This is a genomic window from Bacillus sp. URHA0034 (genome assembly GCF_056280405.1).
In genome coordinates this window covers 2,292,462-2,304,938 of the sequence record NZ_JBWCDK010000002.1, presented here as the reverse complement: position 1 = coordinate 2,304,938, position 12,477 = coordinate 2,292,462, and the positions used below count along the sequence as shown (strand labels likewise).

Here is a 12,477-nt window from a genome sequence, read left to right as displayed (position 1 = left end):
CAGCTATGATCCAATTTCAAAATAAATCTATAACCGTGTTTCAAAGTGCATTATTTCAGACGACCTGTACGGTTGCTGTGACAGAGGACCTCGTAATCGTGGTCGACCCAAACTGGCTGCCACAGGAGATAGAGGAAATCAAGAACCATGTTGCACGTGTTCAAGGGGATAGAGAAGTGTATCTTCTATTTACACATGGTGACTTTGACCATATAATCGGGTATCATGCGTTCCCGGGGGCGAAGGTGATCGGCAGCAAAGGATTGCAGGAACATCCGCAAAAAGAGCAAAAGTTAGAGCTGATTCAGCAATTTTACAATGAGTACTATATTGAGCCCCCCTATAAGATTGGCTTCCCGGAAGTAGATTACGTGATTCGTGAAGATGGGCAGCAGTTAGTGTTGGGTGAGACGACATTAACCTTTTACCTTGCGCAGGGTCATACGCATGATGGCTTATTTACGTTAATCGAACCGCTTGGTCTATGGATTGCGGGCGATTACCTTTCCGATTTTGAGCTGCCGTTTATTTATTACAGTGCTAAAGCATATGAGGAAACGCTTCGGAAGGCAGAAAAAGTATTGTTGAATCATAGTGTGTCCTTGCTGGTACCTGGGCATGGGCAAGCAACCGATGGTCAGGAAGAGATGGGGCGTCGGATTCAACTGTCTAGAAATTATTTGAGGCGCTTGATAAAGGCTGTGATGGAGGAGGATGCGGTACAGCTGAGCAGTTTGGAAAAGGAAATGCGATTTCCTTCTAACTTTACGAAGGAATGTCATAAGGACAATGTAGAGATTGTGCGGAAGGAGTATGCAGGGGGCTGACGGGAATTTTCACGTCAACCTTCCATTTTGTTCTTCAAGAAGGCCAAGCTTATTAAAACTATAGATTCCTATACAAATACAACCCAAACCCCAAAGTATCGCGTCCCCATTGCAAATAGGTCCGTCTCCAAGACCGGATCCGCTCTAGCATTGCCTCAACATCCGGGTCCTCTGGATGCTCTAAACAATATTTCTCGATAGAAGATGAATAAAGCCACTCATAATCATCCCATTCCTCATCACCTGCCACATATGACCAGAGCGGAATTAATCCTAACTCCTCACCAACCCTGACCGTATCAGCATGACTTTTACATTCAGATTCATCCGCACCGCCAAGCGCCTCTAAATACTCAGAACTTGGTGACTGCTTCCAATATCCTTCACCAACTAAAATATATCCATTCTTCTTAACAAGATTTTTAAGTGTCTTTAGACTCTCCTCAAGACCACCCAAAGCATGAGTCGAACCGATGCAAACTCCTAAATCAAAACTCCCAAGTCCTAATCCTTGCACTGCATCACCTGCATCCGCTGTGATATAGTCAATGCTATCCTCTGGAATCCGCGTGGCTGCCCGTCGTTTTGCTTCTGCAATTGCACCATCATACAATTCAATGGCCGTTCCTTTTACCTGATAGCTTTCCACTAAGCGGATTAACAGTTCACATTTTCCTGCACCAATATCTATCACTTTATCGTTAGGCTTAAGAGCCGTCATTCCTATCATTTTCATGAGCTTCGCTTCACCGATAGGATTAGCGAACGCGTGATTACGATGGGCTATCGCTGAAAATTTATTTCGATCCATTATTTCATCTCCTTTTATCCTCATTACTGCATAAACTAATCAATATTATATCAATTTATTATCATACAGGAACCAGAGCCATTGTTTAATCAATCTTGTAAAAAGATGAAACTTAGTCCCACTTTTTTCGTATATATAAGAAAGAAGAAAAGGAGATGTAGTGATGTTTTTAGCAGAACTTCAGCCAGAGGAAAAGACCGCTTTTCTAGAACTTGCTGTTTTGATCGCATCCATTGACGGAAATTTATCTATATTTGAAACCTCCATACTGAACAAGTACCGGAAAGAATTGGGGATGGAGGATTATGAACCGACAGGGATGGATCTAGGGGACATACTCGAGAGCTTCAAAAGTGAACGATCAAAAAATATCGTTTTGACGGAACTCTTCCAATTGATTTATTCAGATGGTGTCTTTCATGATCAGGAAAGCAAATTTGTCCGGCTGATAAAGGACCACTTTGGATTTGAGCCAGATGAATTTGGGAGCTTCAAGGATTGGATTGATAAAATAAGAGAATTATCCTTAACCAAAGAGAAATTGTAACACCCTGGATCCAGCTTACCGAAGTACTGGGTCCTTTTTTACTTTCTCAGCTTTAACCATTCATCCTCTAAAATACTCATTTCCCATAAACTCCAGTATTCGTCCCCATTCTTACTTGAATCCCGAAGTAAACCTTCTTTGATGAAACCCGCATTTTCGTAGCAGGCAATCGCGGCAATGTTAAAGTCAAATACCCCGAGGCTGACTCGATGCAAATGTAGTTGTTCAAAAGCAATCTTAAGGATTGCCGTTATCATCTGCTGACCGATCCCCTTACTTCTCACATCTTGATTACCGACTAGTACCTTGCCGATTCTCGCAGAGTTACTTTTTCTATCAATTCTTCCCAATGAGATATGTCCGATAACATCCTTGGTTTCTCGATCGATTACTTTATATACCAAGGTATCTGAATCTTCCTTATTGGCATTTTTGATGTAGTTTTCTAATTGATCTTCCGTTAAGGGATAGTCGAAGGCAGAACCGCTCCATTGAAGCAGGAATGCAGGCGAATCTATCCAGCTAATCAGTTGTTGAAAATCTGCTTGTTCAAAATATTGTAGTTCAATCATGACTAAGTCTCCTTCTTGGTAAATATAACAAGTTTAAAAATCACTTGAACTGATCTTTCTTTAGCTCAGTAAGTAATTCCACGATTTTCTCATTTGTCTTATTGAGTTTTTTTAACTGTGTTTCTATCGATAAAATTGTGGCAATGACCAGCAATGTAATTAGTAATCCTAATATTCCTAAGATAATTATCATCGTTACTCATCCTTTCATGATCAGTATACCTTATAAAGGGTATTCTCCACCGTTCGAGGCAACTCCTTCTTTGTAAAAAATTGAATAAGAAACTGTAATTAAGTATTTTATTGGGAACTATAAATAATGAATAGTTTACTTTTTAAATAATAAGGGTAAGACTCTTATCGAGAGGGTGAGAGATAGTGACTGAAACAGATGTATCCAAATACGAAAAGAAAATCATTATCCGGAACATACGAATGGAGGATATTGATGCGATTATAGAGTTAGGCAAGGTTTGCTTTCCTAATATGGAACCTTGGAAGAGGGAACAGCTGAGCAGTCATATCCGCATTTTTCCTGAAGGCCAGTTCTGTGTGGAATATGAAGACAAAATTGTCGGCTCATGTTCAAGTCTTATTATCAATTTTGATGAATACAAAAACCAACACACTTGGAATACGATCACAGACAACGGGTATATCACCAATCATGACCCAGAGGGATTTAACCTTTACGGAATTGAGGTAATGGTCGATCCCGAATACCGCCGTATGAAGCTCGGCCATCGGCTATATGAAGCACGAAAGGAATTGGCCCGCGAGTTAAACCTGCAAAGCATTATCATTGGCGGACGAATTCCCAACTATCACTTATACAAGGATCAAATGACAGCGCGTGAATATGTTGATGCTGTTGAGAGACACAGCATTTATGATCCAGTATTATCATTCCAGCTGCTGCAGGGATTTAGGATTAAACGAATTAATTCCCGATACCTGCCTGATGACACGGCATCAGAGGCATTTGCGACGCTAATGGAATGGAACAATATCGATTACCATCCGAAGTCCCGTCGCGTGTACCGTGCATCAGATCCTGTCCGAATCTGTGCGATACAATATATGATGAAAAAAATTGACTGCTATGACGAGTTTAAACGCCAGGTTGAATATTATGTCAACGTTGCGGCAGACTTTGGTTCTGATTTTGCGGTATTTCCAGAAATCTTTACCACCCAGTTAATGTCCTTTTCAGAAGAAAAAAGGCCGGACCAGGCAGTGCGGCTGCTAGCTACCTATACAGATCAATATATCGAATTGTTTACAGAGCTTGCGGTTCGATACAATGTCAATATTGTCGGTGGCTCCCATTTTGTTGAAGAGAATGGTGAAGTTTACAATGTTGCCTATCTATTCCGGAGAGACGGGACGATTGAGAGGCAGTCTAAGCTGCATATCACTCCGAATGAGCGGAAATGGTGGGGTATTTCGGAAGGAAACGAATTCAATGTATTTGAGACGGATTGTGGAAAGATCGCGATCCTCATTTGCTATGATATCGAATTTCCTGAACTTGGCCGAATGGCCGTCGATATGGGTGCCAACATCATCTTTGTGCCATTCTGTACGGATGACCGCCAAGGCTATTTACGGGTAAGGTATTGTGCTCAAGCACGGGCAATTGAGAATCAAATTTATACCTGTATTGCTGGCACGGTAGGTAACTTAACTCATGTGAAAAACATGGATATTCAATACGCACAATCTGGAATTTTCAGCCCTTCGGATTTTGAATTTGCCCGAGATGGAATTGTTGGGGAATGTGATGCGAATATAGATACGGTGGTTGTAGGTGACGTGGATATCGAAAAGCTAAGACGTTCACAAAAAACGGGTTCGGTCCGACAATTACAGGATCGCCGCCGGGATTTGTATCGAATTGAATGGAAAAATTTAATGCGTGAATCATGAGAGCAGGCGGACAGTATCAACTACTGTCTGCTTTTTTATGTTTAACCTCATAACGTTTTACGCTGATGGGAAAAGTATAATGAGAAACGAAAAAGGAGTGGCACTGATGGGTGATGAACATAGAGATTATATAACAATTGAAGATAAGAAGGGCAATCGAAAAGAGTTCGCTGTTGAGGCATTGTTTGATATGGAGGAAGAATCCTATGCACTTTTGGCTGCGGATGACGAAACTATTGTCATGAAAATTGAAGGGGAAGAGGGAAACCAGTATTTAGTGGGCATTTCCGATCCACTAGAAAGTGAAGCGATATTAGATGCCTATCAAATAGCTGTCGAAGAGGCACCGGCGGAATAAGGAACAGCAGGAGGAAATTCCTGAGCGGTCGTTAATGCTTGGGTGCAGGCGTCATGAATTCATATTTCCTTTAATGGGCTGGACGATTAATCGTTCAGCTCCCTCTTATTTAAGCATACTGGACAGAAACTTATCTAATGGTGTGATTAATATATCTATCAAGATCCGTCATATGTAATCCCTTTTTGATAATGGACTTTTTAATCAGCTTAATCTCATAGTACATCGCTTTTGATAGGATACCATTTTCGATATTTTTATTAATATGGAAATAAAACTGAGCTAATACATCAATTGGTAATTTGTCATATAAGTTTGGCAAAAATAAATCCTCCGATTTGGAAATATTTTATATTTAGCACACCTATCACAATTATTTTAAAATAACTAATTTTTAAAAATATCACGGCACTTACTATATTAAAGGAATAGGATATTTTTTCAACTACTTTTAAAAAAAGAAAACCCTCTTAACTAAAGGGCATAACAGTTAATGGACACCGATGATCTCGTACAAAAAGGCACTGCTTTAGTAATAAAAGTTTAAGACAGTAACTTGAGAATACATAATAAAATCTGGGAAATGGTAACACTATATATTAACCGAATTATCTAGGTCCTTTTTAGGAGAGAAAAATGTATGTATTTAGATATTGCTTTGGAATTGATAGTAGGCTTTTTGACCCTCCTCCTAGTATTAAAATTTTTAGGGAAAATTCAGTTTTCGCAGATTACCCCGTTTGATTTTATCACCGGATTGGTCATGGGGAATTTTGTAGGGGATGCCGTATTTGATGATCGGATTGATATAACAGAAATTGTCTTTACGATTTTCTTTTGGGGGCTGCTGATTTATTGTGTAGAAAAATCGACTCAAAAGTTTATGGTATTTAGAGTAATGTTTGAAGGCAAACCAGCATTATTAATTAAAAATGGACAAATCCTTTATCAAAGCTTGAAGAAGAATCATATTGATTTAAATCAACTGCAACAGCAAATGAGAAAGCAGGGTTATTTTTCAATCTTTGAGGCAGAATATGTTATTTTGGAACGGGACGGACAACTTAGCATTGTCCCCAAACATGAATACGGGGCTCCTACAAAACAAGACCTAAATGTTCCTAAAAAACAAGTGAGTTTGCCCTTTGCATTGATAATGGATGGGAAATTGGTATCCGGAAATCTTCAAGAAGCAGGATTAACAGAAGAATGGCTAAAAGAACAGTTAGGCAACCAAAATATTAACCATTATAGGGATGTATTATATGCGGAGTGGCAGGAAAACAATGGTTTAAACCTATCCAAATATAACTAGTTTTTAGCTGAGAGAAATGGAAAATGGCCCGGTTCGGTGAACTGAGCCATTTTTTTATGACAAATTTGCGGGCGGCGACGGTTCAATTACTACTTAGCCTTTTTCTCTGCCATTTGGAGAGCCGCAGCATTGTTTATAATTCCATTCCCAAAGTAAGGACTTCGTGTGTTTTTGCCCACTGGCTGCGCACTGCCGGTAATGATTTTGACTACATCAGTATTTTTTAACTTTGGATTGACTGACCGGATTAAACCCGCTAAAGCGGTAACATGTGGCGCGGCCATGGAGGTGCCAGAAAGGGAGGCATATTCTCCATTGGAAAAAGTACTTGGAATATCTACACCAGGTGCAGCCACATCCACATAATCTCCGAAGTTCGAGAATTCTGCCCGTTTACCATCCCAATCCACTGCAGATACCCCCAACACACCTGGATAGGCGGCGGGATAGCTTCGCTGGCTGGTATTATCATTACCAGCAGCAGAGATGACGACAACATTTTTTTCTAATGCGTAATCAATCGCACTTTCTAAAACATCACAAGTTTGATAATTCCCCAGGCTTAAGTTAATTACATCTGCATCATGGTCAACCGCCCAGCGGATTCCTTTTGCAACGTAGAAAGATCCACCCGTTCCATCGGCGCCCATTACCTTTACCGGGATAATAGGGTTATACCACGTAATTCCTGCCATACCCACACCATTATTAGTATCGGCAGCAATAATACCGGCCACATGTGAGCCATGGCCATTATCATCGTCTGGCTTGTTGCTATTATCAATGGCGTTATAGCCGGTTGTTAAACGCCGCGCAAGGTCTGGATGATCCAGATCGACACCAGTATCGACCACAGCGATTTTCACCTTTTTGGAGCCGCGGCTAAGGTTCCAGCCCCGTTCTGTCCCAATTGCCGGCAAATTCCATTGATAACTTTGGTAATAGGTGTCGTTCACCTCATTCGGTATAAAGATGTAATGCGGTTCAGCATATTCAACCGCTTGATTTTGGATAAAGTATTTTTCCAGTTGATTAGCTGATAAACTGTTGGATCTAAAAATAAAAAGGGTTTCATGTTGTTCCTTCAGGCTTCCATCAATGTCTTTTAGATATTGATTTATTTTTTCCTGTGGAGGGATTGTCTTGAAATTGACGACTATTTCCTTTTCATAATAATGGCTTTTGTCCTGCTTGTTATGGTGAATTACCTTGATTGCCGGGCTGTTGTTGAGCCTGTGCACGAGCTGATGATTGGTTTTAATCATATTAATTCTTTGAATTTGGCTATTCTGATGCTGGACGTTTTGTACCTGTAGAGGCTTGCTCCGGATGTCCGTGCGGGTGATTGTATTGTTCCGCTGTTCTCCTTTATCTAAGAAAAACGGGCGCATGGTAGCAAACAGAATAATGCCTAAACCAAGTGTGAAAATACCGAAAATTAACCTATTTCGCATTCCTTCACCTCAAAAGTAAATAGTATTATTAATAGCATGTTACTTTTAGACACTTTTATGAATGGGTTGGAAAACTAGTTTAGGTATGGAGTTAATTTTTAAGAGTGAAGATGCCAACGGTTGTGTCAAATTTGTAAAAAAAACTTGACGTAAGGAAAAAAATTTTGTTATTGTTATAAACAGACCAGTTGGTCTAGTGGAGGTGGACTTATGGGCAATCGTTGATAAGTACTAAATCTATTAAAGGGGTTTAAATAAATGAGTGAACAAATCACAACAGGATCGATCACAAATCAACAAGCGAAAACAGGCTCAATGGTGAATAACCAAATTAAAACAGGTCCAATCATGGCGGCTCTTTTTGTGGCTGGATTTGTAGGACTATTTAGTGAAACGGCATTAAATATTGCCTTAGGGGATTTAGGGAGAATATTTAACACTAATGCAACGACGATCGGATGGTTAGCAACAGGCTATTTCTTAACATTAGGTATTTTAGTTCCGGTAACTGGTATTTTGATGCAAAAGTTTACAACAAGACAAATGTTTTTGACTTCAAAAGCATTATCCCTTATCGGGACTATTTTAGCAGCAGCAGCACCTGTATTTAGTCTTTTACTGACGGCGCGTATTGTCCAGGCAGCTGGCTTAGCTATTGCTTTACCGTTAACGCAAAATGTTATTTTTACGATTTTCCTGCCAAATAAACGAGGCGCTGCGATGGGTGTTATGGGCTTAGTTATGTTAGCTGGCCCGGCACTAGGCCCAACCATTGCAGGACTTATATTAGATACTTTATCTTGGCATTGGATATTCTTGGTTACATTACCATTCTTACTGTTTTCTCTTATTATTGGGGTCCTTTATTTGCCGAATGTAAATGAGACCCGTCAAGTTTCGATTGATGCAGTATCGGTTATTCTTTCGACGATTGGATTCGGTGGGGTCGTTTACGGATTCAGTGTATCGGGTGAGGCAGGCTGGACGAGTGCAACAGTTCTTGGATCTATCATTATTGGATTTATAGCACTGACTATTTTTGCGATTCGTCAAACGAAAATGGAGAATCCCATGCTGAATCTAATCGCCTTTAAGTACCCACTTTTCGTTCTTGGAGTCTTTATGACGTTTATTACGTTCTTTAATATGTTGTCCATGCTCGTCATCTTACCAATGTATATGCAAATGGCTCTTTTAATTGCGGCTTTTACAACAGGACTTATCCTGCTGCCTGGAAGCTTGCTTAATTGTGTATTAGCTCCAGCCATTGGACGTTTGTTTGATAAATATGGTCCCAAAGCGGTGATTACCCCTGGAACTATTTTAGTTGCGATTGGTTATGTCTTCTATTCGCAATTTGGTGCATACACAGCTATTTGGATGGTTGTGGTAACCCATATTGTCATGATGTTGGGGATAGGGGCGGTGCTTGCTTCTGTCCAAACCAATACATTAAATTCGCTTCCGAAACAGTACTATCCAGATGGAATTGCACTTACTCAAACGCTTCAACAAGTAGCGGGGGCAATCGGTATTGCAGTATTGGTATCCATTTTTGCGGCCAAGGAAAATAGTTATTTAGCAGTCACTGCCAATGAACTGCCAGAGGCAGCAGCAGCGGGTTCTTCGATTGTATTTACCATTAGTTTAGTATTAGCGGTAATTAATGTTGTCCTATCGTTATTCATTAAAAAGCCTCATTAATCGCCAAAAACGATGATCACCAAAGAGATTGCTGACTTTGTAGAGACGGATTTAATTATTTGTGGTGCTACAGGACTAAATGCTGTTGAACGGTACTTAATTGGTTCTGTATTTGGATCAATCGTTCGTTCGGCTACTTGTGATGTTTTGGTTGTTCATACACCTGAGTATTACGCTTTATAATGAATAGAAGTAACGAAAAAAGAGCATCTGCTAAGCTAGTAGCAGATGCTCTTTCAATTTTTCACCTTAAAAGCCTATGCATTTAAAATTTCATGAATCTGTGCAAGACTATCAGTAGATATGGTTACACCCGAAGCCTTTACATTTTCTATAAGCTGTTCCGGACGGCTTGCTCCAATAAGGGCACTTGCAACGTTTGGCTGTCTTAAGATCCAAGCAAGTGCAAGCTGGCTTAAAGTTAGATTTTCTTCCGCTGCAATGTTTTGTAACTGCTCTACTTTATCAAGGTTTTGCTCTGTTAACACATGAGAAAGATTTAAATCTTGTTGAGCGGCACGGCTTCCTGCCGGCGGCATCTGGCCTTTTTTATATTTTCCTGTAAGTACACCCTGTGCTAAAGGAGAAAAGACCACTTGGCCAATTCCATGTTTTTCGCTTACCGGAATGACTTCCTTCTCAATATAGCGGTGCAGCATGCTGTAATTAGGCTGATTTACAACAATACGGTCCAACAGCTTTTTATCGGCAATATGGACTGCTTCTGAAATTTGTTCTGCGGTCCATTCACTGACACCGAGATAAAGAACCTTTCCCTGACGGACGAGATCATCCAGTGCACGCAATGTTTCTTCCAGCGGGGTATCCTGGTGGAAGCGGTGACAATAATAAATATCGATATAATCCATGCCAAGGCGCTTTAGGCTGGCATCACATTGCTCCATAATATGTTTACGGGAAAGACCATGATCATTGGGTCCCTCACCCATATTTCCAAATACCTTTGTTGCTAGGACATAAGAGCTCCTAGGATATTTGCTTAATGCTTTTCCAACAACCTTCTCGGCCTCACCGCGTATGTAAACGTTTGCGGTATCAAAAAAATTAATACCTAATTCATAGGCTTGATCGATAGAGGCAACGGCATTTTGTTCCTCCACATATCCGCCATATGTAAGCCAACTTCCAAGACTGATTTCACTGACCTTTAATCCCGTATTGCCTAAACGTCGATATTCCATTCACCGTTTCCTCCAATACATTTCTTTATAGGTACAAACTATAAAGTTATTAGTCTAACAATTCAAACTATACTATAGAAGTGTGGTTAGGTCTAATGTAATCTATGTAATAATTTTATGAATAACTCGGACTTACGGTAACCAATAGAGCTTTAAAGACTGAATGGGAGTAAGAATCTGTGCGAATACTTTTAGTAACGTAACTTTAAGGGAGGGCCCGGTTATAATGAAGGTTTTATCAATGAAACAGCCTTGGGCTAGCCTTTTTGTACTGAGAGAAGCCAAATATGAAACAAGGACGTGGAGAACCACCTATAGGGGGCCGTTGGCCATCCATACAAGTAAACAGATAGATAAGACAGCCTGCTCGCATCCAGCCATTCAAGCTTTGCTCGGAAAACATGGATATACAGTTGATACTCTCCCAACCGGACTAATTATCGCTACCTGTGAGCTAATTAATTGCTTAGTGGTAACCGACAATCATTCCACGTGGGCCGTCCTAGAAAATGGCAGCACAGTATCAGAAAACCCCTACTACTTAGGAGACTTCAACGTGGGAAACTACGCTTGGGAAGTAAAACACATGCAGCAGCTGGAACAACCCATCCCGGCAAAAGGACACCTAGGAATATGGGAATACGACATATAAAGTGTCAGCCACCAGTGGACACTGTCTTTTTGTGGTGCCTGACACCATTTTAAACTTCACATTTTTCTTTAAAGTTGCAGCGCTGGCATTTGTTCGATGAGTTTTTCTCGAATTGGTCGATACTTAGTGGTTTGTTTTTAACGGGATCTTCGACGAACCCAAGCATATGGTAGATGCTTTCGTTCATTAGTTGCTGCGCTGCGTTGATTTCAAACTGGGTTAATTGATACTCCTGGCTTTTGCCTGTTAACAAATACTCATTCCGAAGGACGATGTCTTCAATCTCAATATCATGCTTCTGTGAAAGGAATAGGGCATAAAGGGCAAGCTGTTTCCGGTCTTCCTCTGACTCCTTACCAGTTTTCCAATCGACCACCACCCATTTTTCCTGACTTACATCCTTGTAAACAAAGTCGAGGACAACAAATACATCGACACCATTCACTTCAAACGTTTGAAAATCCTCGGAGTGCAGGACATGCATCTCTAACTTGGTCAAAATATCTTGATAGGTTTTACTCCTAAAGAAGTTATTCACACATAGCTGCAGCTTCGTTTTCGCAGAGCTAATCTCATCAGGGCTCAGACCATCACCGTAGTAAATTTCATGCAGCATCTGGTAACGCTTTGGCTTTTGAAACCAGTGCATGCGAAATCTGGTTGAGTCTAAATAGGCTTTATTCAAGCCTTTCGTTACCAAAGCGATCATATCGTCTTCCGTAAAGAGGCTCTTACCATTTAGAAATTTTTTGAGCTGAAGGTCAATAACCTTATGGATTTCATCCCCTAAAAGAATCGGGATGTTTTTAATATTTTTTAGGCGATAAGCGGCCTTGTTTTCTTCAGGCGCTTCATATTCCCAGCCATTATGAGATTCATAGTATTGATGATAATACTTTCGGTTGCACTCTAAAAAGGTCTTATGCCGGGAATTAGACCAAGAAAATGCAGGATAATCGCGGTAAACGTACATAGTTACCCCTCCTCACTAAATTCAAATCATTATAGTCATTGTATTGGCAGCTAGCGGTAAAAATCAATTGGCATGTTTTGGGGGAGTCATAATGGTAATATTGAAATAACCTGTTTAACAAATAGAAGTGGAG

General features: G+C 40.4%; 13 protein-coding genes and 1 pseudogene. 8 read left to right on the top strand and 6 right to left on the bottom strand.

What is annotated here, in order from left to right; all coding sequences use genetic code 11:
* Positions 1 to 5: 5 nt before the first annotated feature.
* Complete coding sequence (locus ACZ9EE_RS13105) at positions 6 to 827, top strand: MBL fold metallo-hydrolase (protein WP_476027703.1); 822 nt, start codon at positions 6 to 8, stop codon at positions 825 to 827.
* Between the two features lie 58 nt (positions 828 to 885).
* Here ACZ9EE_RS13105 and ACZ9EE_RS13100 read toward each other — a convergent pair whose 3' ends face one another.
* A complete protein-coding gene (locus ACZ9EE_RS13100; RefSeq protein WP_476027702.1) occupies positions 886 to 1,638 on the bottom strand; it encodes an SAM-dependent methyltransferase in 753 nt (250 codons plus the stop codon).
* Positions 1,639 to 1,801: 163 nt separating this feature from the next.
* Between ACZ9EE_RS13100 and ACZ9EE_RS13095 the strand changes: the two genes are divergently transcribed.
* Positions 1,802 to 2,185, top strand: coding sequence for a TerB family tellurite resistance protein (locus ACZ9EE_RS13095; RefSeq protein WP_476027700.1), 384 nt, complete (start codon positions 1,802 to 1,804; stop codon positions 2,183 to 2,185).
* A gap of 38 nt (positions 2,186 to 2,223) precedes the next feature.
* Here ACZ9EE_RS13095 and ACZ9EE_RS13090 read toward each other — a convergent pair whose 3' ends face one another.
* Positions 2,224 to 2,757, bottom strand: a complete 534-nt coding sequence (locus tag ACZ9EE_RS13090; RefSeq protein ID WP_476027698.1) for a GNAT family N-acetyltransferase — start codon at positions 2,755 to 2,757, stop codon at positions 2,224 to 2,226.
* 378 nt (positions 2,758 to 3,135) lie between these two features.
* On the opposite strand from ACZ9EE_RS13090, the gene ACZ9EE_RS13085 reads away from it, so the two are divergent.
* Both ACZ9EE_RS13085 and ACZ9EE_RS13080 read left to right on the top strand, forming a co-directional pair.
* Positions 3,136 to 4,686, top strand: coding sequence for a GNAT family N-acetyltransferase (locus ACZ9EE_RS13085; protein WP_476027696.1), 1,551 nt, complete (start codon positions 3,136 to 3,138; stop codon positions 4,684 to 4,686).
* Positions 4,687 to 4,765: 79 nt separating this feature from the next.
* On the top strand, positions 4,766 to 5,044 hold the full coding sequence (locus ACZ9EE_RS13080; protein ID WP_476027694.1) for a DUF1292 domain-containing protein: 279 nt from the start codon (positions 4,766 to 4,768) through the stop codon (positions 5,042 to 5,044).
* Positions 5,045 to 5,174: 130 nt separating this feature from the next.
* Here the strand turns inward: ACZ9EE_RS13080 and ACZ9EE_RS13075 are convergent, their stop codons facing one another.
* Positions 5,175 to 5,366 (bottom strand): hypothetical protein, encoded by a 192-nt coding sequence (locus ACZ9EE_RS13075; RefSeq protein ID WP_476027692.1) that lies wholly within the window; start codon positions 5,364 to 5,366, stop codon positions 5,175 to 5,177.
* Positions 5,367 to 5,684: 318 nt separating this feature from the next.
* Between ACZ9EE_RS13075 and ACZ9EE_RS13070 the strand changes: the two genes are divergently transcribed.
* Positions 5,685 to 6,359, top strand: a complete 675-nt coding sequence (locus tag ACZ9EE_RS13070) for a DUF421 domain-containing protein (RefSeq protein ID WP_476027690.1) — start codon at positions 5,685 to 5,687, stop codon at positions 6,357 to 6,359.
* Positions 6,360 to 6,448: 89 nt separating this feature from the next.
* On the opposite strand, the gene ACZ9EE_RS13065 is transcribed toward ACZ9EE_RS13070, so the two are convergent.
* Positions 6,449 to 7,813 (bottom strand): S8 family peptidase, encoded by a 1,365-nt coding sequence (locus ACZ9EE_RS13065; protein WP_476027688.1) that lies wholly within the window; start codon positions 7,811 to 7,813, stop codon positions 6,449 to 6,451.
* Between the two features lie 258 nt (positions 7,814 to 8,071).
* On the opposite strand from ACZ9EE_RS13065, the gene ACZ9EE_RS13060 reads away from it, so the two are divergent.
* Together ACZ9EE_RS13060 and ACZ9EE_RS13055 are read left to right on the top strand one after the other, a co-directional pair.
* Positions 8,072 to 9,517 carry a DHA2 family efflux MFS transporter permease subunit gene (locus tag ACZ9EE_RS13060; RefSeq protein WP_476027686.1) on the top strand — a complete coding sequence of 482 codons (1,446 nt, stop codon included), beginning with the start codon at positions 8,072 to 8,074 and terminating at the stop codon, positions 9,515 to 9,517.
* Positions 9,518 to 9,700, top strand: a pseudogene (locus ACZ9EE_RS13055) (universal stress protein); the annotation flags it as partial. It lies immediately after the preceding gene.
* Between the two features lie 74 nt (positions 9,701 to 9,774).
* Here ACZ9EE_RS13055 and ACZ9EE_RS13050 read toward each other — a convergent pair.
* Positions 9,775 to 10,719: an aldo/keto reductase family protein gene (locus ACZ9EE_RS13050; protein ID WP_476027684.1), complete on the bottom strand. Its 945-nt coding sequence runs from the start codon at positions 10,717 to 10,719 to the stop codon at positions 9,775 to 9,777.
* A 226-nt stretch (positions 10,720 to 10,945) separates the two neighbouring features.
* On the opposite strand from ACZ9EE_RS13050, the gene ACZ9EE_RS13045 reads away from it, so the two are divergent.
* A complete protein-coding gene (locus ACZ9EE_RS13045) occupies positions 10,946 to 11,371 on the top strand; it encodes an ASCH domain-containing protein (RefSeq protein WP_476027682.1) in 426 nt (141 codons plus the stop codon).
* Between the two features lie 49 nt (positions 11,372 to 11,420).
* Here ACZ9EE_RS13045 and ACZ9EE_RS13040 read toward each other — a convergent pair whose 3' ends face one another.
* Positions 11,421 to 12,344, bottom strand: a complete 924-nt coding sequence (locus ACZ9EE_RS13040) for a PD-(D/E)XK nuclease family protein (RefSeq protein WP_476027680.1) — start codon at positions 12,342 to 12,344, stop codon at positions 11,421 to 11,423.
* Positions 12,345 to 12,477: the final 133 nt, after the last annotated feature.

Bases quoted from the DNA above. Each gene is read 5' to 3' on its own strand.
- ACZ9EE_RS13040 (WP_476027680.1), bottom strand. From the start codon at position 12,344: ATGTACGTTTACCGCGATTATCCTGCATTTTCTTGGTCTAATTCCCGG.
- ACZ9EE_RS13065 (WP_476027688.1), bottom strand. From the start codon at position 7,813: ATGCGAAATAGGTTAATTTTCGGTATTTTCACACTTGGTTTAGGCATT.
- ACZ9EE_RS13105 (WP_476027703.1), top strand. From the start codon at position 6: ATGATCCAATTTCAAAATAAATCTATAACCGTGTTTCAAAGTGCATTA.
- ACZ9EE_RS13045 (WP_476027682.1), top strand. From the start codon at position 10,946: ATGAAGGTTTTATCAATGAAACAGCCTTGGGCTAGCCTTTTTGTACTG.
- ACZ9EE_RS13080 (WP_476027694.1), top strand. From the start codon at position 4,766: ATGAGAAACGAAAAAGGAGTGGCACTGATGGGTGATGAACATAGAGAT.
- ACZ9EE_RS13090 (WP_476027698.1), bottom strand. From the start codon at position 2,757: ATGATTGAACTACAATATTTTGAACAAGCAGATTTTCAACAACTGATT.
- ACZ9EE_RS13100 (WP_476027702.1), bottom strand. From the start codon at position 1,638: ATGGATCGAAATAAATTTTCAGCGATAGCCCATCGTAATCACGCGTTC.
- ACZ9EE_RS13095 (WP_476027700.1), top strand. From the start codon at position 1,802: ATGTTTTTAGCAGAACTTCAGCCAGAGGAAAAGACCGCTTTTCTAGAA.
- ACZ9EE_RS13070 (WP_476027690.1), top strand. From the start codon at position 5,685: ATGTATTTAGATATTGCTTTGGAATTGATAGTAGGCTTTTTGACCCTC.
- ACZ9EE_RS13050 (WP_476027684.1), bottom strand. From the start codon at position 10,719: ATGGAATATCGACGTTTAGGCAATACGGGATTAAAGGTCAGTGAAATC.
- ACZ9EE_RS13060 (WP_476027686.1), top strand. From the start codon at position 8,072: ATGAGTGAACAAATCACAACAGGATCGATCACAAATCAACAAGCGAAA.